The sequence below is a fragment of the Nocardia jiangsuensis genome (assembly GCF_042650385.1).
In the GTDB taxonomy this organism is placed as follows: Bacteria; Actinomycetota; Actinomycetes; order Mycobacteriales; family Mycobacteriaceae; genus Nocardia; species Nocardia jiangsuensis.
In genome coordinates, this window is the sequence record NZ_JBHSAX010000014.1 from 158,246 (window position 1) to 178,330 (window position 20,085).

Genomic DNA, 20,085 nt, shown 5'->3' on the forward strand with positions numbered 1-20,085 from the left:
GGCTTCGCTGATCCCCGACCCCATCGATCCTACGGCCGAATTCGTCGTAGACAGCTCGAACGGATCAAACGGCGAGGGCGGCGAACGTCACTTCAGCAGTCGGGTTGCAGCGGGAAGCAGGCCGGCGGCCGGGTGCTGGAGGCGGGCGCCGGGGTGCTGGTGGCGCTGGGCGCGACCGGCTCACCGATGTCGCCGTCGTCGCGGATCAGCGCGGTCGCGACCACCCCGACGACCACGAAGAGCCCGAGCAGCGCCACCAGGATGATGGCCCAGGTGGTGCTGCGGTGGTGCCGGTGCGGTTCGCGCGGGGTCGGCGCGACCCGGGGCACCACCGGCGGCGGGATCACCGACGGCCGCTGCTGCTCCGGCGACTGGTCGAACCCGGCGGCGAGCAGTTCGGCGCGCGGCGGCACCGCCTCGCCCGCGCCGAGTTCCCGGCACGCGCCGAGCACCCCGTCGGCGGTCCAGGTACGCGGCCCCTTCGCGAAATTCTCCAGATAGATGCGGAGTTCGGTGGCGTCGGCGGCATTGCCGACCACCACGTCCAGCCCCGGCCGCAGCGTGGTGCGGGCCGGGCGCACCACCACCCCGCGGAACGGGACCAGCACCGTCGCGCCGCAGACGTGGCCCGGGTCGCGCAGCCCGCGCTCCAGCGCCGCGCGCACCGCGTACGCGCTCTGCTCCACCCGGTCCGCGAGGTCGCCCGCTTCCCGCTCCTCCAGGTCGAGCGGGGAATCGCTGATCAGCCACGGCTTTCCGGGCACGGCCGTGAGGATCCCGCTCTGCCTGCGCTGGAAGCCGAAGACCTCGAGCACGGTCAGCCCGGTCGGGGTGAAGATCACCGCCCCGACCCGCCGAGTACCGCCGCTCTCCCCGATCGGCACGTCGAGCAGAGCGAGCCCGGTGGTCGGCAGGACGCCGAGACATTCCGCGAATTCCCGTTCGGCGCCGGAGAGTTCCGCCCCCGGCCGTACCCGCACCAGCATGAGGTTGTCCCCCCGACGATCTAGTTTTTCAGTGCAGGCAAAGTATCGCGCCGAATGCGGAGGGCCGTGATGGTTGCGGCCAAACCGTCGTACTGATTGACCAGCAGGACGATTTCGATGAGCTCGCGCTCGCCGTAGTGCGCGGCCAGCGCCTGCCAGGTGGCGTCGTCCAGGTCGCGCTCGGTGACCAGCTGGTCCACCGCGGCGAGCAGGGCGCGGTGTTTCGCCGACCATCCCTCGGCGCTCGGCCCGGTGCGCAGCCGCTCCACGATCTCCGCGGTGACCCCGGCGCGGCGGCCGAGCCGCAGGTGGTGGTCGTATTCGTAGTCGCAGTCGCGCAATTGGGCCACCCGAAGGATCACCAGCTCGGCCTCGTGCCGCGGCAGCCGCCCGCCCGGCATGAGCTTGCCGGAGTAGTGCAGCCAGCCGCGGAACAGCCCGCGGGTGCGGCCCAGCGTGCTGAACAGTTGCGCGTCCCTGGTGTGCGCGGCGCGGGAGAGCGCCTGCCAGACGAGCCAGTTGATCGGACCGAGTTCGCTCAGCCGTCCGGGGGCGATCCGCGGGGTGCTCATGGAGTGGGAGTTTAGTAGCCGGGTGTCGTCGGGCGGGGTTCGCGGCGCGAACCGTCAGGGGTCGATCAGGTCGGCGAATCCGGCCAGTACCCGGGTGAGGCCGAACTCGTAGGCGTGTTCGGCGCTGTAGGCGGCGTCGTGCGCCCGCCCGGCGGCGGCGCCGACCCGGGTGGCGAGGGGGTAGCGCTCCGGGTCGATGACCCGTTCCAGCACCGGGCCGACCCGAGCCCACCACTGCGCGTCGTCCATGCCGGTCGCGGCGGCGTTGCGGGCCAGGTCGATGCCGATCCGGGCGGCGGCGGTGACGAAGCCGAGCAGGTGGGTGAGCGCGGCGTCCATGGTGACGTCGTCCAGCCCGAGACCGTCGAAGGCGGCGAGCTCGTGCTCGTACTTGGCCAGCTGGCCGGGGCCGAGCGGCGGGCGGGTGGCGGGCAGATCGGCCACCCAGGGGTGCCTGGCGAGCAGCGCGCGGTTGCCGGCGGCGACCGCGCGGACCCGGTCGCGCCAGGGCAGCCCGGCCAGGTCGGCGCGCTCCATCGCGGCGTAGACGCTGTCCAGCATGAGATCGAGCAGCTCCGCCTTGCCCGGCACGTAGGTGTAGGTGGCCATCGGGGTGAGGCCGAGCCGGTCCGCCACCGCGCGCATGGTGAGCGCGCCGAGCCCGTCGGCGTCGGCCAGCGCGACGGCCGCCGCGACCACCTCGTCCACGCTGCGGCGCTGCCTGGGGCCGCGCCTGCGCTCACCCGGCGCGCGCCAGAGCAACTCCAGCGTGCGGACCGGATCGTTCTTCTCGCTTGCCATCCACCGATCTTACATGTACAACGTACAGAGTACTAAGTACAGAGTTTTGGGAGGTCTCGTGCACATCACCGCTTCGTGTATTTCGCTCAATGTCCCCGACCCGCGCGCCTCGGCCGACTTCGCCATCAGGCACCTCGGCTTCGCCGAGCACAACTCCGCTGCCGGCTTCATCGCGCTGAACAGGGCGGACGCGGGCTTCGACCTGGTCTTCCTGCAGACCGGGCTCGGCAGCTTCAAACCGGCCAGGATCGCGGGCAGTGCGGGCGAGGGGCTGCTGGTGGCGTTCGTGGTGGACGACATCGACGCCGAGTACGCCCGGATGCGCGCGGCGGGCGCGCCGATCGAGACTCCGATCGAGACCGAGGAGTGGGGCGAGCGCTACTTCCAGCTCACCGACCCGAACGGCATCGTGCTGCAGCTGGTGCAGTGGGTCTCCGGCCCGGCGGACGCCGGGCCGGAGCACTGAGTCAGAGCGCGGCGCGGAACACCGACTCGGCGGTCGCCGCCGGACGGCCGAGCAGCTTCACCAGGTCACCGGTGGTGACGTCGAGCGCGCCGGTCTCCACCCCGGCGTCGGAGTCGGCGAACACCTCGGCCGCCGGGGCCGGGAGCCCCGATGCGACGAGCGCGGCGGCGTAGCCGGCGCGGCCCAGGTTCTCGTACCGCACCGGCGTGCCCAGTGCGGCGGCCATGGCGTCGGCGAGCTCGGCGTGCGTCAGCGGCTGATCGCCGCCGAGCTCGTAGACCCGGCCGCCCTGGTCGTCGGCGGTCAGGACGGTGGCGGCGGCCTCGGCGTAGTCGGCCCTGGCCGCGCCGGCGACCCTGCCGTCCGCCGCGGCGCCGGCGAACGCGCCGGTCGCCTCGGCCTGCCGCAGGCTGCCGAGGTAGTTCTCCCAGTACCAGCCGTTGCGGAGCAGGACAAGCGGCACCTCGCCCGCGCGCAGGATCTCCTCGGTGGCGCGGTGCTCGTTCGCCAGGATCAGCGGGGTGGTGTCGGCGGCCGGGATGCTCGTATAGGCGAGCAGCTCGACGCCGGCCCGCTCGGCGGCGCGCAGCACGGTGGTGTGCTGGGCGACCCGCTGCCCGAACTCGTTGCCGGAGACCAGCAGCAGCCGGGTGACGCCGGCGAGCGCGGCATCGAGCTGGTCCGGGTCGTCGTACGCCGCCCGGCGCACCTCGATGCCGCGCTCGGCGAGGTCGGCGATCCTCTCCGGGGTGCGGGCGATCGCGATCGGCGCGGCGCCCTTTCGCGCCAGTGCCTCGACGACGAGCCGGCCGAGCTGGCCACTTGCTCCGGTAACGGCGACGGTCATGGTTCCTCCTCTGAAGCGAACTATTTCTCAGCACTAACTTTCCGTAAGCGCTATTCATTCCGCCGCTATGCTCGAGGGATGGAAACGGAGTCCGACCCGGGGCTGGAGTCGGATGTCTTCGCCCGCAACTGCACCTCCCGGCCGGTGCTGCAGAACCTGGCGGGCCGCTGGGGCATCCTCGCCCTCGTCGCGCTGCGCGAGGGGCCGTACCGGTTCAGCGCGCTGCGCCGCCGGGTCGACGGGGTCAGTGAGCGGATGCTCGCCCAGACCCTCCGGGCTCTGGAGCGCGACGGCATGGTGCACCGCGAGGTGCTGGAGACCATCCCGCCGCGGGTCGAGTACACCCTCACCGAGCTCGGCGCCGAGATCGCCGACCAGCTGGAGGCGCTGGTGAAGCTGGTCGAGCTGAACATGCCGCGGGTGCGCGCGGCACAGGATGCCTACGACCGGGATTGACCCGCGCCCCACCGCGGTTGTTCCTGCCATGGAACTCGACCGCGCCCTCGAATTCGCCCGCGGCACCACCCGCTCGGTGCTCACCACGCTGCGCCGGGACGGCCGCCCGCAGCTCTCCAACGTGCTGCACGTGACCGGTGCCGACGGGAAGATCCGCATCTCCATCACCGCGGACCGGGCCAAATACCCCAACCTCCGCAGGCAGCCCTGGGCCGCGCTGCACGTCACCGACGACTCCTTCGGCTCCTACGCCGTACTCGAAGCCGACGCCGAGCTGACCGACGTCGCCACCGACCCCGGCGACCCGGCCGTCGACGCCCTCGTCGCCTACTACCGGGCAGGAACCGGCGAGCACCCGGACTGGGACGAGTACCGCGGCGCCATGGTCGCCGACCGCCGCGTCCTCCTCACCCTCACCCCGACCCGGGCGTACGGGTTGCTGCGCTGAGGGGTCAGCCGCGCTTGCGGCGGGTGCTCGCCAGGCGCCGGATGGGAGCGTTGCCGAGTGCGGTGCGCGGGTGCCTGACCACCCGCGCCCCCGGCGGCCGGTTCGCGGCCGCGCGCCCGCCCCGATTCGACTCGACCTCCCGCAATGCGGCGGCGATCGGCTCGAGCAGCGCCATGACCGGTTCCAGCACGGCCGCCACGTCGACGCGCACCTCCTGGCGCTGGTCCGGCGCCTCCTCGGATCCGGCACCGCGGCGTGGGAACGCCGGGGACAGGTACACGTCGATCAGGCTCTGCAGCACGACCGTCTCCGCCGCCCCCGGTCGCCGATGCGCCGCGACAGCCTGCTCGATGACCGCGCGCAACCACGCACCGGTGGACACCCCGCGCTCCTGCGCGAGCGAACGCGCGGCACGCACCGTGGACTTCGGCAGCCGCAGGCTGTAGCCCGCCATCGGCGACGATTCGTTCGGCTCGTGCGCGGTGAGTGTCGCCGCCGCGATATCCGCCGCGACATCGTGCGTGTCGTAGTAGCCGGCTGCTTCTTCGATGCGAGTGCACTGCTCAGAACTCATGACCTTCGAACTTTCTTCCGGTACTCCCGCTTCTCGGCCTGTGTCAGCTCCCGAGCGGTGCAGACGAAGTGACGACCGTCCGCCGCCTCCGTGAAGACCACGGTCAGGAAGCGCCCCGCATAGCTGCGCCCGAACAGGATGGTGGTTCCGTCCGACCCGGGAACGTGTGGAACGGCACCTCCGTCGCCTCGTCGACCTCCTCGGGTGCCACGTCATGTCGAGCTATGTGCGCCTCCGAGCCTCTGTCCACATCAACTCGAACACGGATCAGCCGACATCGGAGATCAGCGCAGCTCCGACACCCGGACGAAGCGATACCCCTGCCCCCGCAACTCCCCGACGATCCGCGGCAGCGCGGCCAGCGCCTCGCCGGTCCCATACATGACGTGCAGCAGCACGATGGACCCCGGCCGAACCGCCCGCACCACCTCCGCGGCGATATCGGCGGCCGCGGACGCTTCGGGCTCCACATCCCACATCACCGTGGTCCGCCCGTGCTCGGCCAGGTACCGCGGCAGCGCGAGGAACTTCTTCCCGTAGGGCGGCCGGAAGGTGATCTCGCCGGTGTACCCGGCGGCGCGGATGGCGGTGTCGGTGCGCTCCACCTCGTCGCGCACGGCGCCCGGCGTCACGAAGACCATGCGGCGATGGCTGTAGGTGTGGTTACCCACCTCGTGCCCGGCGGCGACGACGGCCCGGCCCAGCTCGGGGTGCGCGTCGAGGTCGCGGCCGTTGAGATAGAAGGTGGCGGGGACGCCGAGCTCGGCGAGGACCCGGAGCACTTCGGGGGCACGCTCGCTCGGCCCGTCGTCCAGGGTCAGCGCGACCACCTTCGAGGTGGTGTCGACCCGATCGACCAGCTCCCCGCCGAGCTGGAAGGACCGCGCGTTCACCAGCCGATAGAAGCCGAAACTCAACCCGACCACGACAACGAGCACACCCGCGATCCACCGCACCCGCCCATCCAAACAGCGGCGCCCCGGCTGCGAAAGCCAGGGCGCCGGGGCGAGCGAGGGTCAGAAATTGATCATGTGCCCCGCGAGCCCGTGGAACGCCTCCTGCAGCGCCTCACTGAGCGTCGGGTGGGTGTGCACATTGCGGGTGAGCTCGTTGACCGTGAGGTCCCACTTCTGCGCCAGGGTGAGCTCGGGCAGCAGCTCGGAGACATCGTGGCCGATGAGGTGGCCGCCGATGAGCTCGCCGTACTTCTTGTCCGAGATCAGCTTGACGAAGCCGGTCGGGTCGCCGAGGCCGTGCGCCTTGCCGTTGGCGGTGAGCGGGAAGGTGGCGACCTGCACGTCGTACCCCTCGTCGCGGGCCTGCGCCTCGGTCAGCCCGAAGCTGGCGACCTGCGGCTGGCAGAAGGTGGCGCGCGGCATCATGCGGTAGTCGCCCAGCGGCACGGTGGGGGCATCGGCGATGGTCTCGGCGGCGACCACGCCCTGCGCCTCCGCGACGTGCGCGAGCTGCAGCTTGGCGGTGACATCGCCGATGGCGTAGATGTGCGGCACGTTGGTGCGCATGTAGTCGTCGATGGCGATGGCGCCGCGCTCGGTCAGCTCGACGCCGGTGTTCTCCAGGCCGAAGCCCTCGACCCGGGGCGCGAAGCCGACGGCCTGCAGCACCTTGTCCACGGTGACGGTCTCGACCGAGCCGCTCTTGTTGTCCTTGATCGCGACGGTGACCTTGGCGCCGTCGTCGTCGATGGACTGCACGGCGGCACCGGTGCTGATGGTGATGCCGAGCTTCTTGTACGCCTTGGTGATCTCCTTGGAGACGTCGGCGTCCTCGTTCGGCAGCGCGCGGTCGAGGAACTCGACGATGCGCACGTCGACGCCGTAGTTCTTGAGGACGTAGCCGAACTCCATGCCGATGGCGCCCGCGCCGACGATGAGGATCGAGCCGGGCAGGTCACGGGTGAGGATCTGCTCCTCGTAGGTGACCACGTTCTCGCTCAGCGCGGTGCCGGGCAGCAGCTTGGTGGTGGTGCCGGTGGAGATGATGGCGTTGTCGAACGTGACCGTCTCGGTGCCGCCCTCGGACAGCTCCACCGAGATCGTGTTCGCGTCGGTGAAGGTGCCCTTCCCGTCGAACTCGTCGATCTTGTTCTTCTTCATCAGGAAGTGGACGCCCTTGACCCGGCCGTCCGCGACCTTGCGGCTGCGGTCGTACGCCGCGCCGAAGTCGAACGAGACGTCCCCCGAGATGCCGAAGGTCTTGGCTTCCTTGGTGAAGATGTGGGCGAGTTCGGCGTTGCGCAGCAGCGCCTTCGACGGGATGCAGCCCACGTTCAAGCACACACCGCCCCAGTATTTCTGCTCGACGATCGCTGTTCGCAGGCCGAGTTGAGCGGCGCGGATCGCGGCGACGTAACCGCCGGGACCAGCGCCGAGAACGACGACATCGTAGTGGGAAGTCACGGTATCGAGCCTAGTCCTGTATGCGGCGTCCGGCCCAGCCACCCGGGAGCGAACGCCGCGCCGCCGGGCCGCGCTCCGGCGCGTCCGCCACAATATGGGGATGACCGGCAGCGTTGACCCCAGTGCAAGCGACCCCCACCTGTGGCTGGAGGAGGTCACCGAGGAGGCGGTGCTGGACTGGGCGCGCGCCCGCAACGAGGTCACGGTCGAGCGTTTCGCCTCGTCGGACCGGTTCCACGGGCTGCAGCGCCGGATCCTGGACATGCTGGACACCGACACCAAGATCGCCTACCCGAACCGGCGCGGCCGGTGGCTGTACAACTACTGGCGCGATGCCGGGCACCCGCGCGGGCTCTGGCGGCGCACCACCTTCGACGAGTACGCGGGCGGTTCGCCGGACTGGGACGTGCTGATCGACCTGGACGCGGTCGCCGCCGCCGAGGACGAGAACTGGGTGTGGGCCGGCGCGGTCGTGTTGCGCCCGGAGCAGAGCCGCGCGCTGATCAGCGTCTCCCGGGGTGGCGCGGACGCGAAGGTGGTGCGCGAGTTCGACCTGGAGGCCAGGCGCTTCGTGGACCCGGGTGACGGCGGCTTCTTCCTGCCCGAGGCGAAGTCGCGGCTGAGCTGGATCGACCGGGACACCGTCTACGTCGGCACCGACTTCGGCCCCGGCTCGCTCACCGACTCCGGCTACCCGCGGATCGCGAAGCGCTGGCACCGCGGCACGCCGCTGGCCGAGGCGGTCACCGTGTTCGAGGGCGAGCCGGCGGACGTCTCGGTCTCGGCCGGGTACGACCGCACCCCCGGCTTCGAGCGGCACTACATCGCCAGGGCCACCGACTTCTACAACGAGGAGGTGTCGCTGCTCGCCCCGGACGGCACCCGCACCCGGATCGATGTGCCGACCGACGCCGACGTCTCCTGGTACCGGGACCGGTTGCTGGTCCGGCTCAAGTCGGCGTGGCAGCCGGCGGCGACCGAGTTCCCGGCCGGTGCGCTGCTGGTCGCCGAGCTGCCCGCGTTCCTCGACGGCGGCCGCGAGTTCGAGGTGCTCTTCGCCCCCGACCCGCACACCGCCCTGTACGGCGTCGGCTGGACCGAGAACCACCTGCTGCTGGTGACGCTGCGCGACGTGCGCACCGAACTGCACGTGCTCACGCCCGGCCCGGACGGCTGGCAGCGCCGGTCGCTCGCGGACACCCCGCCCATGTCGACCACCGGCATCTCGAACCTGGACCCGCTGGAGTCCGGGGACGAGTTCATGCTCACCACCAGCGGCTTCACCACCCCGCCGACGCTGCTGGCCAGCTCGATCGGCGGCGAGACGGTCGAGCTGGCCAGGGAGCCCGCGTTCTACGACGCCACCGGCATCGGGACCGAGCAGTTCTTCGCCACCTCGGACGACGGGACCGCGGTGCCCTACTTCGTGGTCAGGCACCGCGACCGGCGCGGCACCCCCGGCCCCGCGGTGATGTACGGGTACGGCGGCTTCGAGTCCTCCTACACCCCCGCCTACGCCGCCACCGCGGGCATGGGCTGGCTGGAGCAGGGCGGCACCTGGGTGGTCACCAATATCCGCGGCGGCGGCGAGTACGGGCCGGAGTGGCACACCTCGGTCCTGAAGGCGAACCGGCACCGGGTGTACGAGGATTTCGCCGCCATCGCCAGGGACCTGGTCGCGCGCGGCATCACCACCGCCGACCAGCTCGGCGCGGTGGGCGGCAGCAACGGCGGGCTGCTGATGGGCGTCATGCTCACCCGCTACCCGGAGCTGTTCGGCGCCATCGTCTGCCGGGTGCCGCTGCTCGACATGAAGCGCTACCACCTGCTGCTGGCCGGCGCCTCCTGGGTGGCCGAGTACGGCGACCCGGACAAGCCGGAGGAGTGGGAGTACCTGAGCCGCTACTCGCCCTATCAGAACACCGACCCCGACCGCGCCTACCCGCCGATCCTGCTCACCTCCTCGACCAGGGACGACCGGGTGCATCCCGGGCACGCGCGCAAGATGGCGGCGCTGCTGGAGGCGCAGGGCCACCCGGTCTGGTACCACGAGAACATCGAGGGCGGGCACGGCGGTGCGGCCGACAACAAGCAGTCGGCATTCCAGACCGCGCTGATGTACGAGTTCTTCGGCACCATGCTGCGTGACGGCGAGAGCCCGGGACGGGGCTGAATCAGCGGTCGCGCAGCCACCTCTCGACCCGGTCGACGGTGCTGCCGCACTCCCGGATCCAGCCGTTGTGGCCGAGCCGCTCCGGCTGGGTCCAGGTGGTCACCTCGGCCGCGGGCAGCTTGCGCACCAGGTGCGCGGCCGAGGCGGCGGGGGCGATCTCGTCGCCGGTCATGGTGATCGAGAGGACCGGTAGTTTCAACCTGCCGATCCGCTCCTCGTAGTCGATGTCCGCGCCCATCGGCACGAAGCGGCCGGTGCGGGCGAGCCGGGCCCAGTCCGAGATCAGCACCCTCGACTGCCTGCCGAACCCGGCGGGGCCGCCGATCCGGTCGCCCGGCCAGTACCCGGCGACGCCTGCGGTGAGCGCGACCGCCGCTGTGCCGAGCAGCATTCCGGGGCCGGAGAGGCCGCGGAAGCCGCGGTGGTACGGGGTGCCGGAGGCGACCAGGATCAGCCCGCCGAGCCTGCCCCTGATCCGGGCCGCGTAGAGCACCGAGAGCTGGCCGCCGATGCTGTGCCCGAGCAGGTACGGGGTGCTCTGCGGGAAGCGGTTGCGAACCACCTGGAAGATCGCCGGAAAGTCGACCGAGACCAGTTCGTGGTAGCCGTAGCTACTGTCCGCGTCGGGTTCGGGCCTGCTGTCGCCGTTGCCGCGCAATTCGCCGATGGCGGTGTCGAATCCGCGCGCGGCGAGGTCGCGGGCGACCGACTCGTAGTAGCCGCCGGGGACGCCGAGGCCGGGCACGATCACCACGGCCGGGCGCGGGGCGTCCGGCGTCACCGGGTGCCGGTGCGTGCCCGCGGCGCCGAGCAGCCGCACCGGGACGGTCGAGCCGTCCGGCATCTGGATCGGAACGGTCTCCATACGCGCACGCTACCGCGCGTCAGGCGCGCACCGCCCCGAGGATCACCCGGCTCAGCACCGCGATGACATCGTCCAGCGGGGGGCGCGGGTCGGCGCCGCTCCAGGCGTCGACCACGTAGTTCACCGCGCCGATCACCGCGAGCACCCGCATGTCGTAGTCCCCGGCCGGGACTTCGCCGTGGCCGGCCGCCGCCTCCACCGCGTCGGCGAGCATGGCACCCCAGACCCGGCGCAGCTCCAGCCGGAACTTCTCCACCTTCGGCCCGGCGCCGACCACCTCGACCAGCGCGACCCGCGCCCGGCGCGGGTCGGTGCCGACCGACTCGATGTAGGCGCGGGTGGCGGCGTCGATGCGGACCAGCGCGCTCGCATCCCCGGTCACCGCAAGCGCTTTCGTGACCGCGTCCCTGCACTCGCGATCGATGTGTTCATAGAGTTCCAGCAGCAGCGACTCGCGGCCGCTGAACTCCTCGTAGAACTGCCGCGAGGAGAGTCCGGCGTCCTTACAGATCGCCCCCACCGAACTGTTGGCGTACCCGTCCCTGGCGAATACCGTGAGGCCCGATTCCAGAAAACGCGCACGCCGTTGACGTTGCCGGTCCTCGACGGGCTGCCCGGCATACATACGCCCCGTATTCGCATCCTGTGACATCGCCGCAGACAATACAGAAGGGCCCGATCCCCTCGTCATGGATCAGGCCCTTCGCCGGAACCTCCGGCGAACCGCGCGTTAGCCGGAAGTTGGCAGTGCGACAGCTAATCCATGTGCCTCCCGAACAGCGTGGGTACCAGGCGTTTGCCGATCAGAGGTTACGCACCGTGCCGGAATTTCGGGGCGGATTTTGACGGAGTTTCTTAGATTTTTTTCGGAAGCAAGCGCGGGAATGCCCGAAGGACGTTCGCCGGGGCCGAATGGGAGCCCGGCGAAATAGGTCCGGCTGCCTAGGCTGAGCGCATGGGAACCGCACTGCTCTTCGGCCTCGGCACCGCCGTGCCGTTGGTGCTCGGCGCATTCGTCGGGCTGCGCTGGTCGCTGCCGAAACAGGCACTCGCGACGCTCATGGCGTTCGGCGCGGGAACCATGATCGCGGCGGTCTCCGAGGAACTCTTCGGCCCCGCTTTCGGCCAGGCGGGCGGCACCGTCGCCGGGCTCGCGCTCTTCGCCGGGGCCGGGCTCTACGTCGGCTCCGACCACCTGCTGGAGACGCGGCTCGGGGCGAGCGCCGTCGGCTGGGCGCTCATGCTCGGCACCGTGCTCGACGGGATCCCGGAGAACACCGCGCTCGGCGTCACGCTCACCGAGTCCGGCGGGCTGGTGCTGCTCGTCGCCATCGCGGTCGGCAACGTCCCCGAGGCGATCAGCGGCTCCGCCCTGCTGCGCCGGGACAAGAACTTCCCGCCCCGCCGCGCCCTCCTGCTCTGGACCGCGACCGGCATCGTCCTGGTCGGGGTCACCGTCGGCGGAAACCTGCTCTCCGACAACCTCGCCCCGACCAGCATCAGCGTGGTCCAGGCCTTCGCGGGCGGCGCCACCCTCGCCGTCCTCGCCGACTCCCTCATGCCGGAGGCGTACCGCGAGGGCGGCTGGTGGGTCGGGCTCGCCACCGCCGCGGGCTTCCTGGTCGCCTTCGTCCTCGGCGGGTAGAAACGCCGGAAGCCGGCCCCCGCGGGGACCGGCTTCCGGAGCGAGACAGGCGGACTCAGAAGTCCATGCCGCCCATGCCACCGGTCGGGTCGCCGGCGGGAGCGGCGGCCTTCTCCGGCTTGTCGGCGACGACGGCCTCGGTGGTGAGGAACAGGGCCGCGATGGAGGCCGCGTTCTGCAGCGCCGAGCGGGTGACCTTGACCGGATCGGCGACGCCGGCGGCCAGCAGGTCCTCGTACTCGCCGGAGTCGGCGTTCAGGCCGTGGCCGTCGGGCAGGTTCGAGACCTTCTCGGCGACGACGCCGGGCTCGAGGCCGGCGTTGAAGGCGATCTGCTTCAGCGGAGCCGAGAGCGCGACGCGGACGATGTTCGCGCCGGTGGCCTCGTCACCGGTGAGGGACAGCGCGTCCAGCGCGGGGCCGGACTGCAGCAGCGCCACGCCGCCACCGGCGACGATGCCCTCTTCGACGGCGGCCTTCGCGTTGCGAACGGCATCCTCGATGCGGTGCTTGCGCTCCTTGAGCTCGACCTCGGTGGCCGCGCCCGCGCGGATCACCGCGACGCCGCCGGCCAGCTTGGCCAGCCGCTCCTGCAGCTTCTCGCGGTCGTAGTCGGAGTCGGAGTTCTCGATCTCGGAGCGGATCTGCGCGACCCGGCCCTTGATCGCCTCGGCGTCGCCCGCGCCCTCGACGATGGTGGTCTCGTCCTTGGTCACGACGACCTTGCGGGCCTGGCCCAGCAGCTCGATGCCCGCGGTCTCCAGGGAGAGCCCGACCTCTTCGCTGATGACCTCGCCACCGGTCAGGATGGCGATGTCGGCGAGCTGCGCCTTGCGGCGGTCACCGAAGCCGGGCGCCTTGACGGCGACGGACTTGAAGGTGCCGCGGATCTTGTTCACGACCAGGGTCGACAGGGCCTCGCCCTCGACGTCCTCGGCGATGATCAGCAGCGGCTTGCCCGCCTGGATGACCTTCTCCAGCAGCGGGAGCAGGTCCTTCACGGTGGAGACCTTGGAGCCGACCAGCAGCAGGTACGGATCCTCGAGGACCGCTTCCTGACGCTCGGGGTCGGTCACGAAGTAACCGGAGATGTAGCCCTTGTCGAAGCGCATGCCCTCGGTCAGCTCCAGCTGGAGCCCGAAGGTGTTGCTCTCCTCGACGGTGATGACACCTTCCTTGCCGACCTTGTCGAGCGCCTCGGCGATGAGCTCGCCGATGGACGCGTCGCCGGCCGAGATACCGGCGGTGGCGGCGATCTGCTCCTTGGTCTCGACCTCCTTGGCGGTCTCGAGCAGCTTGGCGGTGACGGCCTCGACGGCCTTCTCGATGCCGCGCTTCAGGCCGAGCGGGTTCGCGCCGGCCGCGACGTTGCGCAGCCCCTCGCGCACCAGCGCCTGGGCCAGGACGGTAGCGGTGGTGGTGCCGTCGCCCGCGACGTCATCGGTCTTCTTGGCGACTTCCTTGACCAGCTCGGCGCCGATCTTCTCGTACGGGTCCTCGAGCTCGATCTCCTTGGCGATGGAGACACCATCGTTGGTGATCGTGGGGGCGCCCCACTTCTTCTCCAGGACGACGTTGCGGCCCTTGGGGCCCAGCGTCACCTTGACCGCGTCGGCGAGGCTGTTGAGGCCGCGCTCGAGACCGCGACGGGCCTCTTCGTCGTACGCAATTGTCTTGGCCATTGCGTTGAGATCCTCCATGTGGATGGCTGACACACAGGACGATCCCATGTCGGGTCGCCCCATTTACGCTGGCCAGGTTCGGTGCCCGCGACGGACGACCGAGGGTGTCGAGGTACCCGGTCTCACCGTCCCGACCTGGCACTCGCCTGTGGTGAGTGCCAAGCCATTTCTAGCACTCGAGCATGCCGAGTGCAAGATTACCGGGTTCAGCCGGGGTAGCCGGGGATCCACTGGCGGTCGTCGATGCGCAGCAGCAGCGCGACGAAGGCGTCCACCCGGCGCTGCTCCGGATCGCGCGGCTCCTCGTTCTCCACGGTGACCAGCTCCGCGTCGTGCAGCAGCAGCTCGGCCTCCACCCGCATGATCGCCCGGATGAAGGGCGGGGCGACCTCGGGCGGCAGATCGCCGTTGACGATGTACTCGCCGTCCGGGCCGGATTCGGTGGACACGTAGGTGAGCGCGCGGACCAGATCCGCTCGCCGCTCCCCCGCCACCAGGTCGGAATCCGGGTCATCCGCCATTGCTATAGCTTATCCGGCTCGGGCCGGAATGCCGGGTGGGCGGCGCCGCGGGCCGGTACCGAAGGTCCCGCCTACAGTGGCGAGGTGAGTGAAACACCCGGCCTTCCCGACGTCACGGGGGCATTGGCGCGGCTCTACGCCGACGCGGTGCCGGTGTACTGGGCGGGCGAAAACCCCTGGTCGACGGGGGGTACCGAACCGCTCGACGGCATCTCGGCCTACCGCCGAACCGCCCCGATGCCGCACTGGCACTACGCGACGCACGGCCTCTCCGCGATCTTCGAACACGGCCAGCGTTTCGAGTTCACCATGCGGGTGCTGAGCACCGCCGAGGCGACCGAGCCGCCGCAGTGGCCGGTGGATTTCCTGCAGAACCTCAGCCGGTTCGTCTTCCAGTCCGGCGAGTGGTTCGAGCCGGGCGACGCGGTGAAGTCGGCGGTGCCGCTCGGCGCGCCCGGCTCCGCGCTGCGCGCGGCGGGCTTCGTGCCCGACCCGGAGCTCGGCACCGTCGGCGGGCTGATGTTCCTGCAGATCGTCGGGCTGACCACGGCCGAGTACCGGACCGCGCGCGGCCGCGACCTGCTCGACCTGCTGGCCAGGCTGGAGCCGTCGCTGCCGCTGTACGTCACCGACGTCACCAGGGACTCGCTGGTGCCGGAGCCGCCGCCCGCGGCGCGCTGGCCGCGCTGGGGCGGGGGTCTGGCGGGCCGGTCGTGACGGCGCCGGGAAAGATGAGCAGCATGACGCTGCCGTTCGACTCGCTGTACCGGCACGGCTTCGCGCGGGTGGCCGTCGCGGTGCCGACGCTGCGGGTGGCCGATCCCGCCTTCAACGCCGAGCGCACGATCGAGCTGGCCCGTGCCGCCGCCGCCGACGGCACCGTGCTGACCGTCTTCCCGGAACTCGGCCTCTCCAGTTACACCGCCGACGATCTCTTCCACCAGGACGCCCTCGACCTCGCGGTGCGGCAGGCACTGGCCGACATCGTCGAGGCCAGCCGGGAGATCGCGACCGTGCTGGTGGTCGGCGCCCCGGTGCGGGCCCAGGGCAGGCTGTTCAACTGCGGGATCGTGATCGCGGACGGCGCGGTACTCGGCGCGGTGCCGAAGAGCTACCTGCCGAACTACCGCGAGTTCTACGAGAAGCGGCAGTTCGCCGCGGCCCGCGAAGTGCTCGCCGACACGGTCGAGATCGCCGGGCAGGAGGCCCCCTTCGGCGCCGACCTGCTCTTCCCGACGGATGTCGACGGCTTCACCTTCCACCTGGAGATCTGCGAGGACGGCTGGGTGCCGCTGCCACCGAGCGGCTTCGCCGCGCTGGCCGGGGCGACGGTGCTGGTGAACCTCTCGGCCAGCAATATCGTCGTCGGCAAGGCCGACTACCGGCGCGCGCTCTGCGCTTCGCACTCGGCGCGCTACCTGGCCGCGTACCTGTACTCGGCGGCGGGCACCGGCGAGTCGACCACCGACCTGGCCTGGGACGGGCAGGCGCTGGTCTGCGAGAACGGCGACCTGCTCGCCGAGGGCGAGCGCTTCGCCGACCACCCCCGGCTGGTCACCGCCGACCTGGACCTGCAGCGGCTGGCCGCCGACCGGGTGCGCACGACGAGCTTCGCCGACAATGTGCACGACCACAGGGAGCGGCTCAGCCGGTTCCGGAAGGTGCCGGTCACCCTGCCGGTGCCGGCCGGAACGGTGGCGCTGCGCCGGGAGATCCCGCGCTTCCCGTACGTCCCCGCCGACCCGGCGGCGCGCAACGAGCGCTGCGCCGAGGTGCACCACATCCAGGTGGAGGGGCTGAGCACCCGGCTGCGCGCGGCGGGTGCCCAGCGGCTGGTGATCGGGGTCTCCGGCGGGCTCGACTCCACCCAGGCGCTGATCGTCGCGGCCAAGACCATGGACCGGCTCGGGCTGCCGCGCACGAACGTGCTGGCCTACACCATGCCCGGCTTCGCGACCAGCACCAGAACCAAGACCGACGCGCACCGGCTGATGGCCGCGCTCGGCGTGACGGCGCACGAGATCGACATCCGGCCGTCGGCCGAGCAGATGCTGCGCGACCTGGGGCACCCCGCCGCGGACGGGGTGCCGCAGTACGACGTCACCTACGAGAACGTGCAGGCGGGCGAGCGCACCTCGCACCTGTTCCGGCTGGCGAACATGCACGATGCCCTGGTGGTCGGCACCGGTGACCTCAGCGAGCTGGCCCAGGGCTGGTGCACCTTCGGCGTCGGCGACCACATGGCGCACTACAGCGTGAACGCCTCGGTGCCGAAGACGCTGATCCGCTACCTCATCGCCTGGGCGGCGGAGACCGGGCAGTTCGGGGCGGAGGCGAACGCGGCGCTCACCTCGATCCTGGCCACCGAGATCTCGCCGGAGCTGGTGCCGTCGGCCGACGGCGACGAGGCGCCCGGCCAGAGCTCCGAGGCCACCGTCGGGCCGTACGAACTCCAGGATCTGCACCTCTACCAGCTGCTGCGGTTCGGCTACCGGCCGAGCCGGATCGCCTACCTGGCGCAGGCGGCCTGGTCGGACCGGACCAGGGGGCGCTGGCCCGACCTGATCCCGGAGGACCAGCGCAACGAGTACGACCTGGCCACCATCAAGCACTGGCTCCGGCTCTTCCTGCGCCGCTTCGTGCAGACCAGCCAGTTCAAGCGCTCCACGCTGCCGAACGCGCCGAAGGTCGGCTCCGGCGGTTCGCTCTCGCCGCGCGGCGACTGGCGGGCGCCGAGCGACGCGGTGGCGACGGCCTGGCTGGACGAGCTGGAGCGCAACGTCCCCGGCTAGCCGCCCAGCCCCGCCAGGATCTCCAGCAGGTGCGCCTCCACCCGCGCCTTGGCCAGCCCGACCCCGCTGAGCACGCCGGTGCCGTTCTCCTGCTCCAGCAGCGCGAGCAGCACGTGCTCGGTGCCGACGTAGTTGTGGCCGAGCCGGACCGCCTCGCGGAAGGTGAGCTCCAGCGCCTTCTTGGAGTCGGCGTCGAAGGGGATCAGGGGCGGGACGGCCTCGCCGGTGGGCTCCGGGAGTGCGGCCGCGGCGGCCGCGGCCACGGCGTCGAGGGTGACCCCCTGGGTCTCGATCTCCTTCGCGGCGAGCCCCTCCGGCTGGGTGAGCAGCCCGAGCACCAGGTGCGGCAGCCCGATCACGGTGTGGCCGGAGTTGCGCGCCGCCTCCTGCGAGGCGGCGACGGCGCTGCGGGCGCGCGGGGTGAAGCGGGCGAAGCCGGCGGCCGGGTCGAGCCCGGCGTCCTCCGGCCCCTTCGGCACGAAGCGCTTCTGCGCGGCCTGCTTGCTGACGCCCATGCTGGCGCCGATATCGGTCCACGACGCGCCGGAGCGGCGGGCCTGGTCGACGAAGTGGCCGATCAGGTGATCGGCCACCTCACCGAGCGTTCCCGCGGTCACCACCGCGTCGGAGAGTTGTTCCAGGACATCGTCGGGGCGGGCCTTCTTGATGCCGTCGATCAGGTCGTCGAGTCGTACGTTCGTCATGCGTCAACCATAGGTTGACGAACACTCGTCGTCAACCCTTGGTTGACGATCAGAGCCCGGCGGGCAGCCCCGCCCGCCTGGCGGCGAAGCGCACGATGCGCTCCTTGATCCAGGCGCCCGCCCTGCCGGTGATCACCAGCCGGGCCGGTGAATCGTCGGCGTGCACCAGGTGCAGCAGGCCGTCGCCGCGGCCGAGGCTGTAGCACTGCGCCTGGTAGCGGAACCGGAACTCGCGCGGCTCGGCGCCGCGCGCCCTTGCGCCGATGGCGGTCGCGGCGTAGGCGCCCTGCGGCAGCGCGGTGGCGCAGGCCATCCGGAGCTGCCTGCCGTCCTGGCCCGCGGTGGCGGCGGCGTCGCCGACGGCGTAGACGTCCGGGTGCGAGAGCGAGCGCAGGGTGGCGTCGGTGCGCACCCGGCCGGAGCCGTCCACCGCGAGCCCGGCCGCGGCGGCCAGCGGCGGCGCCAGGAAGCCGGTGGTCCAGAGGACGGCGTCGCCGGGCACCTCGGTGCCGTCGGCCAGCCGGACCCCGGCGGCGGTCACCGCGGTGACCTTGGCATCGGTGCGCACCTCGACGCCGAGCCGGTCGAGCACCCGGCGCACGTGCGCGCGGGCGCGGGGCGAGAGCGCGGCCACCGGCTCGTCCGCGCCGAGTAGCAGCACCCGCAGGTCGGGGCGGGTCTCGGCGAGTTCGGTGGCGAGCTCGACCCCGGTCGCGCCCGCGCCGATCACCAGCGCCCTTCCGGTCGGCGGGGCGGCGTCGGCGAGATCCTCCGGGGTGGCGACGGCCAGCGCGTGCTCGGCGGCGCCGGGCACGTCGGCGGTGCCAGCGGCCGAGCCGAGCGCGTACACCAGGGTGTCGTAGGGCAGCGCGGCGCCGTCGGCCAGCCGGACCTCGCGCGCGGCGAGATCCAGCCCGACGGCCCTGCCCTGCACGAAGCGGATCCCCCTGCGGCCGAGGACGTCGGCGAGGTCCCACTCCGGGATGGCCTGCCCGGCGGCGCGCTGGTGCAGCCGGACCCGCTCGACGAAGCGGGCGCGGGCGTCGAGCACGGTGATCTCCGCGCCGGGGACGGTGCGGAGCAGTTTGTTGGCGGCGACGAGCCCGGCGTAGCCGGCGCCGAGTACGACGATGCGTCGAGTGGTCATGATGGGGCTCCTTCGGCAGAGCTGCTCCCGGGCGTACCGGGCCTGACACCACTCAGACCGGACAGCCGCCGCCGAGCTGACAACGTCCGGCTGTGAAACCGGTCACCGGAAGCGGCCGAGCTTGGCCGGGTTCAGCACGAAGGAGAGCGAGACCAGCCGCGGGCCGTCCGGGAACTCGCCGAACTCCGGCGCGACGACCACGTAGACCGCGCCGTCCACCCGCGCCAGCAGCCCGGCCGAGCCGTTCACCTCGGCCGCCTCCAGCGTGAAGCCCGCGGGTGCGCGCCGGAGCAGCCCGAGCAGGAACGCGGAGACCTTGTCCACGCCGGTGACCGGGCGCCTGGCCGCGCTCACCACGCCGCCGCCGTCCGAGGTGGCGACCACGTCGGCGGCGAGCAGCGCGCGCAGCCCGGCCACGTCACCCTCACCCGCCGCGGCGAGGAAGCGCTCCAGCAGCTCCCGCGCCCGCTCCACGGAGACCTCGAAGCGGCCGCGGCCCTCGCGCACCCGGACGCTCGCGCGCGAGTGGATCTGCTGGGAATTCGCCTCGGACAGCTCGAGCATGGCCGCGATCTCGCGGTGCGGGTAGCCGAAGGCCTCGCGCAGTACGAAGACCGCGCGCTCCACCGGGTTGAGCCGCTCCAGCGCGGCGAGCAGGGCCAGCGAGACCAGCTCGCGCTGCTGCGCCGTCTCCAGCGGGCCGAGGTCGGTGTCCGGGGTGGGCACCGGCTCCGGCAGCCACGGGCCGACGTAGCTCTCCCGGCGGGCCCTGGCCGAGACCAGCCAGGAGCGGCAGAGGTTCACCGTCACCGTGGTCAGCCAGGCCTCGGCGGAGCGGATCCCGTCGGTCTCCGCGGCGGCCCAGCGCAGGTAGGTCTCCTGCACCGCGTCCTCGGCCTCGCTCGCGCTGCCGAGCATCCGGTAGGCCAGCGCGAACAGCCGCGGCCGCTGCCGCAGGAACTCGTCGAGCTCGGAGCCGCTCATCGG

At 71.7% G+C, this 20,085-nt stretch carries 20 protein-coding genes and 1 pseudogene; 7 read left to right on the top strand and 14 right to left on the bottom strand.

What is annotated here, in order from left to right:
* Positions 1-92 precede the first annotated feature (92 nt).
* From ACFO0B_RS15000 to ACFO0B_RS15010, 3 genes are read right to left on the bottom strand one after another with little or no spacing between them, the layout of a single operon-like run.
* The gene (locus tag ACFO0B_RS15000) at positions 93-986 is read right to left on the bottom strand and encodes an NERD domain-containing protein (protein ID WP_378613036.1); all 894 of its coding nucleotides are present in this window, start codon (positions 984-986) and stop codon (positions 93-95) included.
* A 20-nt stretch (positions 987-1,006) separates the two neighbouring features.
* Positions 1,007-1,558: a carboxymuconolactone decarboxylase family protein gene (locus ACFO0B_RS15005; RefSeq protein ID WP_378613037.1), complete on the bottom strand. Its 552-nt coding sequence runs from the start codon at positions 1,556-1,558 to the stop codon at positions 1,007-1,009.
* A 54-nt stretch (positions 1,559-1,612) separates the two neighbouring features.
* A complete protein-coding gene (locus ACFO0B_RS15010) occupies positions 1,613-2,359 on the bottom strand; it encodes a TetR/AcrR family transcriptional regulator (RefSeq protein ID WP_378613038.1) in 747 nt (248 codons plus the stop codon).
* A 58-nt stretch (positions 2,360-2,417) separates the two neighbouring features.
* Here ACFO0B_RS15010 and ACFO0B_RS15015 point away from each other — a divergent pair, with 58 nt between their 5' ends.
* A complete protein-coding gene (locus tag ACFO0B_RS15015; RefSeq protein WP_378613039.1) occupies positions 2,418-2,825 on the top strand; it encodes a VOC family protein in 408 nt (135 codons plus the stop codon).
* 1 nt (position 2,826) lies between these two features.
* Here ACFO0B_RS15015 and ACFO0B_RS15020 read toward each other — a convergent pair whose 3' ends face one another.
* Positions 2,827-3,672 carry an NAD(P)H-binding protein gene (locus ACFO0B_RS15020; RefSeq protein ID WP_378613040.1) on the bottom strand — a complete coding sequence of 282 codons (846 nt, stop codon included), beginning with the start codon at positions 3,670-3,672 and terminating at the stop codon, positions 2,827-2,829.
* Between the two features lie 78 nt (positions 3,673-3,750).
* On the opposite strand from ACFO0B_RS15020, the gene ACFO0B_RS15025 reads away from it, so the two are divergent.
* Both ACFO0B_RS15025 and ACFO0B_RS15030 read left to right on the top strand, forming a co-directional pair.
* Positions 3,751-4,128: a winged helix-turn-helix transcriptional regulator gene (locus ACFO0B_RS15025; protein ID WP_378613041.1), complete on the top strand. Its 378-nt coding sequence runs from the start codon at positions 3,751-3,753 to the stop codon at positions 4,126-4,128.
* Between the two features lie 28 nt (positions 4,129-4,156).
* The gene (locus ACFO0B_RS15030) at positions 4,157-4,576 is read left to right on the top strand and encodes a PPOX class F420-dependent oxidoreductase (protein WP_378613042.1); all 420 of its coding nucleotides are present in this window, start codon (positions 4,157-4,159) and stop codon (positions 4,574-4,576) included.
* 4 nt (positions 4,577-4,580) lie between these two features.
* Here the strand turns inward: ACFO0B_RS15030 and ACFO0B_RS15035 are convergent, their stop codons facing one another.
* The 3 genes from ACFO0B_RS15035 to lpdA form a co-directional block, all read right to left on the bottom strand.
* Complete coding sequence (locus ACFO0B_RS15035; RefSeq protein ID WP_378613043.1) at positions 4,581-5,150, bottom strand: hypothetical protein; 570 nt, start codon at positions 5,148-5,150, stop codon at positions 4,581-4,583.
* A gap of 284 nt (positions 5,151-5,434) precedes the next feature.
* Entirely contained in the window at positions 5,435-6,106 is a 672-nt protein-coding gene (locus ACFO0B_RS15040; RefSeq protein ID WP_378613044.1) for a polysaccharide deacetylase family protein, read from the bottom strand.
* Positions 6,107-6,166: 60 nt separating this feature from the next.
* On the bottom strand, positions 6,167-7,570 hold the full coding sequence (gene lpdA / locus ACFO0B_RS15045; protein ID WP_378613045.1) for a dihydrolipoyl dehydrogenase: 1,404 nt from the start codon (positions 7,568-7,570) through the stop codon (positions 6,167-6,169).
* An 88-nt stretch (positions 7,571-7,658) separates the two neighbouring features.
* Here lpdA and ACFO0B_RS15050 point away from each other — a divergent pair.
* A pseudogene (locus ACFO0B_RS15050) lies at positions 7,659-9,743 on the top strand (prolyl oligopeptidase family serine peptidase); the annotation flags it as partial.
* Between the two features lies 1 nt (position 9,744).
* Here the strand turns inward: ACFO0B_RS15050 and ACFO0B_RS15055 are convergent.
* Positions 9,745-10,608, bottom strand: a complete 864-nt coding sequence (locus ACFO0B_RS15055) for an alpha/beta hydrolase family protein (protein ID WP_378613046.1) — start codon at positions 10,606-10,608, stop codon at positions 9,745-9,747.
* A gap of 19 nt (positions 10,609-10,627) precedes the next feature.
* Positions 10,628-11,260, bottom strand: coding sequence for a TetR/AcrR family transcriptional regulator (locus ACFO0B_RS15060; protein WP_378613047.1), 633 nt, complete (start codon positions 11,258-11,260; stop codon positions 10,628-10,630).
* Positions 11,261-11,563: 303 nt separating this feature from the next.
* Between ACFO0B_RS15060 and ACFO0B_RS15065 the strand changes: the two genes are divergently transcribed.
* The gene (locus tag ACFO0B_RS15065; protein ID WP_378613048.1) at positions 11,564-12,253 is read left to right on the top strand and encodes a ZIP family metal transporter; all 690 of its coding nucleotides are present in this window, start codon (positions 11,564-11,566) and stop codon (positions 12,251-12,253) included.
* 55 nt (positions 12,254-12,308) lie between these two features.
* Here ACFO0B_RS15065 and groL read toward each other — a convergent pair whose 3' ends face one another.
* Together groL and ACFO0B_RS15075 are read right to left on the bottom strand one after the other, a co-directional pair.
* The gene (gene groL, locus ACFO0B_RS15070) at positions 12,309-13,934 is read right to left on the bottom strand and encodes a chaperonin GroEL (RefSeq protein ID WP_378613049.1); all 1,626 of its coding nucleotides are present in this window, start codon (positions 13,932-13,934) and stop codon (positions 12,309-12,311) included.
* Between the two features lie 206 nt (positions 13,935-14,140).
* Positions 14,141-14,455 carry a hypothetical protein gene (locus tag ACFO0B_RS15075; RefSeq protein ID WP_233020814.1) on the bottom strand — a complete coding sequence of 105 codons (315 nt, stop codon included), beginning with the start codon at positions 14,453-14,455 and terminating at the stop codon, positions 14,141-14,143.
* Between the two features lie 84 nt (positions 14,456-14,539).
* Between ACFO0B_RS15075 and ACFO0B_RS15080 the strand changes: the two genes are divergently transcribed.
* Positions 14,540-15,172, top strand: coding sequence for a suppressor of fused domain protein (locus ACFO0B_RS15080; protein WP_378613050.1), 633 nt, complete (start codon positions 14,540-14,542; stop codon positions 15,170-15,172).
* Between the two features lie 23 nt (positions 15,173-15,195).
* Positions 15,196-17,247: an NAD(+) synthase gene (locus ACFO0B_RS15085; protein ID WP_378613051.1), complete on the top strand. Its 2,052-nt coding sequence runs from the start codon at positions 15,196-15,198 to the stop codon at positions 17,245-17,247.
* Here the strand turns inward: ACFO0B_RS15085 and ACFO0B_RS15090 are convergent.
* From ACFO0B_RS15090 to ACFO0B_RS15100, 3 genes are all read right to left on the bottom strand, one after another.
* Entirely contained in the window at positions 17,244-17,951 is a 708-nt protein-coding gene (locus ACFO0B_RS15090) for a Clp protease N-terminal domain-containing protein (RefSeq protein ID WP_378613052.1), read from the bottom strand. The genes ACFO0B_RS15085 and ACFO0B_RS15090 overlap by 4 nt on opposite strands.
* A gap of 49 nt (positions 17,952-18,000) precedes the next feature.
* Entirely contained in the window at positions 18,001-19,098 is a 1,098-nt protein-coding gene (locus tag ACFO0B_RS15095) for an NAD(P)/FAD-dependent oxidoreductase (RefSeq protein ID WP_378613053.1), read from the bottom strand.
* Between the two features lie 102 nt (positions 19,099-19,200).
* On the bottom strand, positions 19,201-20,082 hold the full coding sequence (locus ACFO0B_RS15100; RefSeq protein WP_378613054.1) for an RNA polymerase sigma-70 factor: 882 nt from the start codon (positions 20,080-20,082) through the stop codon (positions 19,201-19,203).
* Positions 20,083-20,085 lie beyond the last annotated feature (3 nt).

Coding starts and splice junctions, on each gene's coding strand:
- ACFO0B_RS15000 (WP_378613036.1), bottom strand. CDS start 986: ATGCTGGTGCGGGTACGGCCGGGGGCGGAACTCTCCGGCGCCGAACGG.
- ACFO0B_RS15005 (WP_378613037.1), bottom strand. CDS start 1,558: ATGAGCACCCCGCGGATCGCCCCCGGACGGCTGAGCGAACTCGGTCCG.
- ACFO0B_RS15010 (WP_378613038.1), bottom strand. CDS start 2,359: ATGGCAAGCGAGAAGAACGATCCGGTCCGCACGCTGGAGTTGCTCTGG.
- ACFO0B_RS15020 (WP_378613040.1), bottom strand. CDS start 3,672: ATGACCGTCGCCGTTACCGGAGCAAGTGGCCAGCTCGGCCGGCTCGTC.
- ACFO0B_RS15025 (WP_378613041.1), top strand. CDS start 3,751: ATGGAAACGGAGTCCGACCCGGGGCTGGAGTCGGATGTCTTCGCCCGC.
- ACFO0B_RS15030 (WP_378613042.1), top strand. CDS start 4,157: ATGGAACTCGACCGCGCCCTCGAATTCGCCCGCGGCACCACCCGCTCG.
- ACFO0B_RS15035 (WP_378613043.1), bottom strand. CDS start 5,150: ATGAGTTCTGAGCAGTGCACTCGCATCGAAGAAGCAGCCGGCTACTAC.
- ACFO0B_RS15055 (WP_378613046.1), bottom strand. CDS start 10,608: ATGGAGACCGTTCCGATCCAGATGCCGGACGGCTCGACCGTCCCGGTG.
- ACFO0B_RS15060 (WP_378613047.1), bottom strand. CDS start 11,260: ATGTCACAGGATGCGAATACGGGGCGTATGTATGCCGGGCAGCCCGTC.
- ACFO0B_RS15065 (WP_378613048.1), top strand. CDS start 11,564: ATGGGAACCGCACTGCTCTTCGGCCTCGGCACCGCCGTGCCGTTGGTG.
- groL (WP_378613049.1), bottom strand. CDS start 13,934: ATGGCCAAGACAATTGCGTACGACGAAGAGGCCCGTCGCGGTCTCGAG.
- ACFO0B_RS15075 (WP_233020814.1), bottom strand. CDS start 14,455: ATGGCGGATGACCCGGATTCCGACCTGGTGGCGGGGGAGCGGCGAGCG.
- ACFO0B_RS15085 (WP_378613051.1), top strand. CDS start 15,196: ATGACGCTGCCGTTCGACTCGCTGTACCGGCACGGCTTCGCGCGGGTG.
- ACFO0B_RS15090 (WP_378613052.1), bottom strand. CDS start 17,951: ATGACGAACGTACGACTCGACGACCTGATCGACGGCATCAAGAAGGCC.
- ACFO0B_RS15095 (WP_378613053.1), bottom strand. CDS start 19,098: ATGACCACTCGACGCATCGTCGTACTCGGCGCCGGCTACGCCGGGCTC.
- ACFO0B_RS15100 (WP_378613054.1), bottom strand. CDS start 20,082: ATGAGCGGCTCCGAGCTCGACGAGTTCCTGCGGCAGCGGCCGCGGCTG.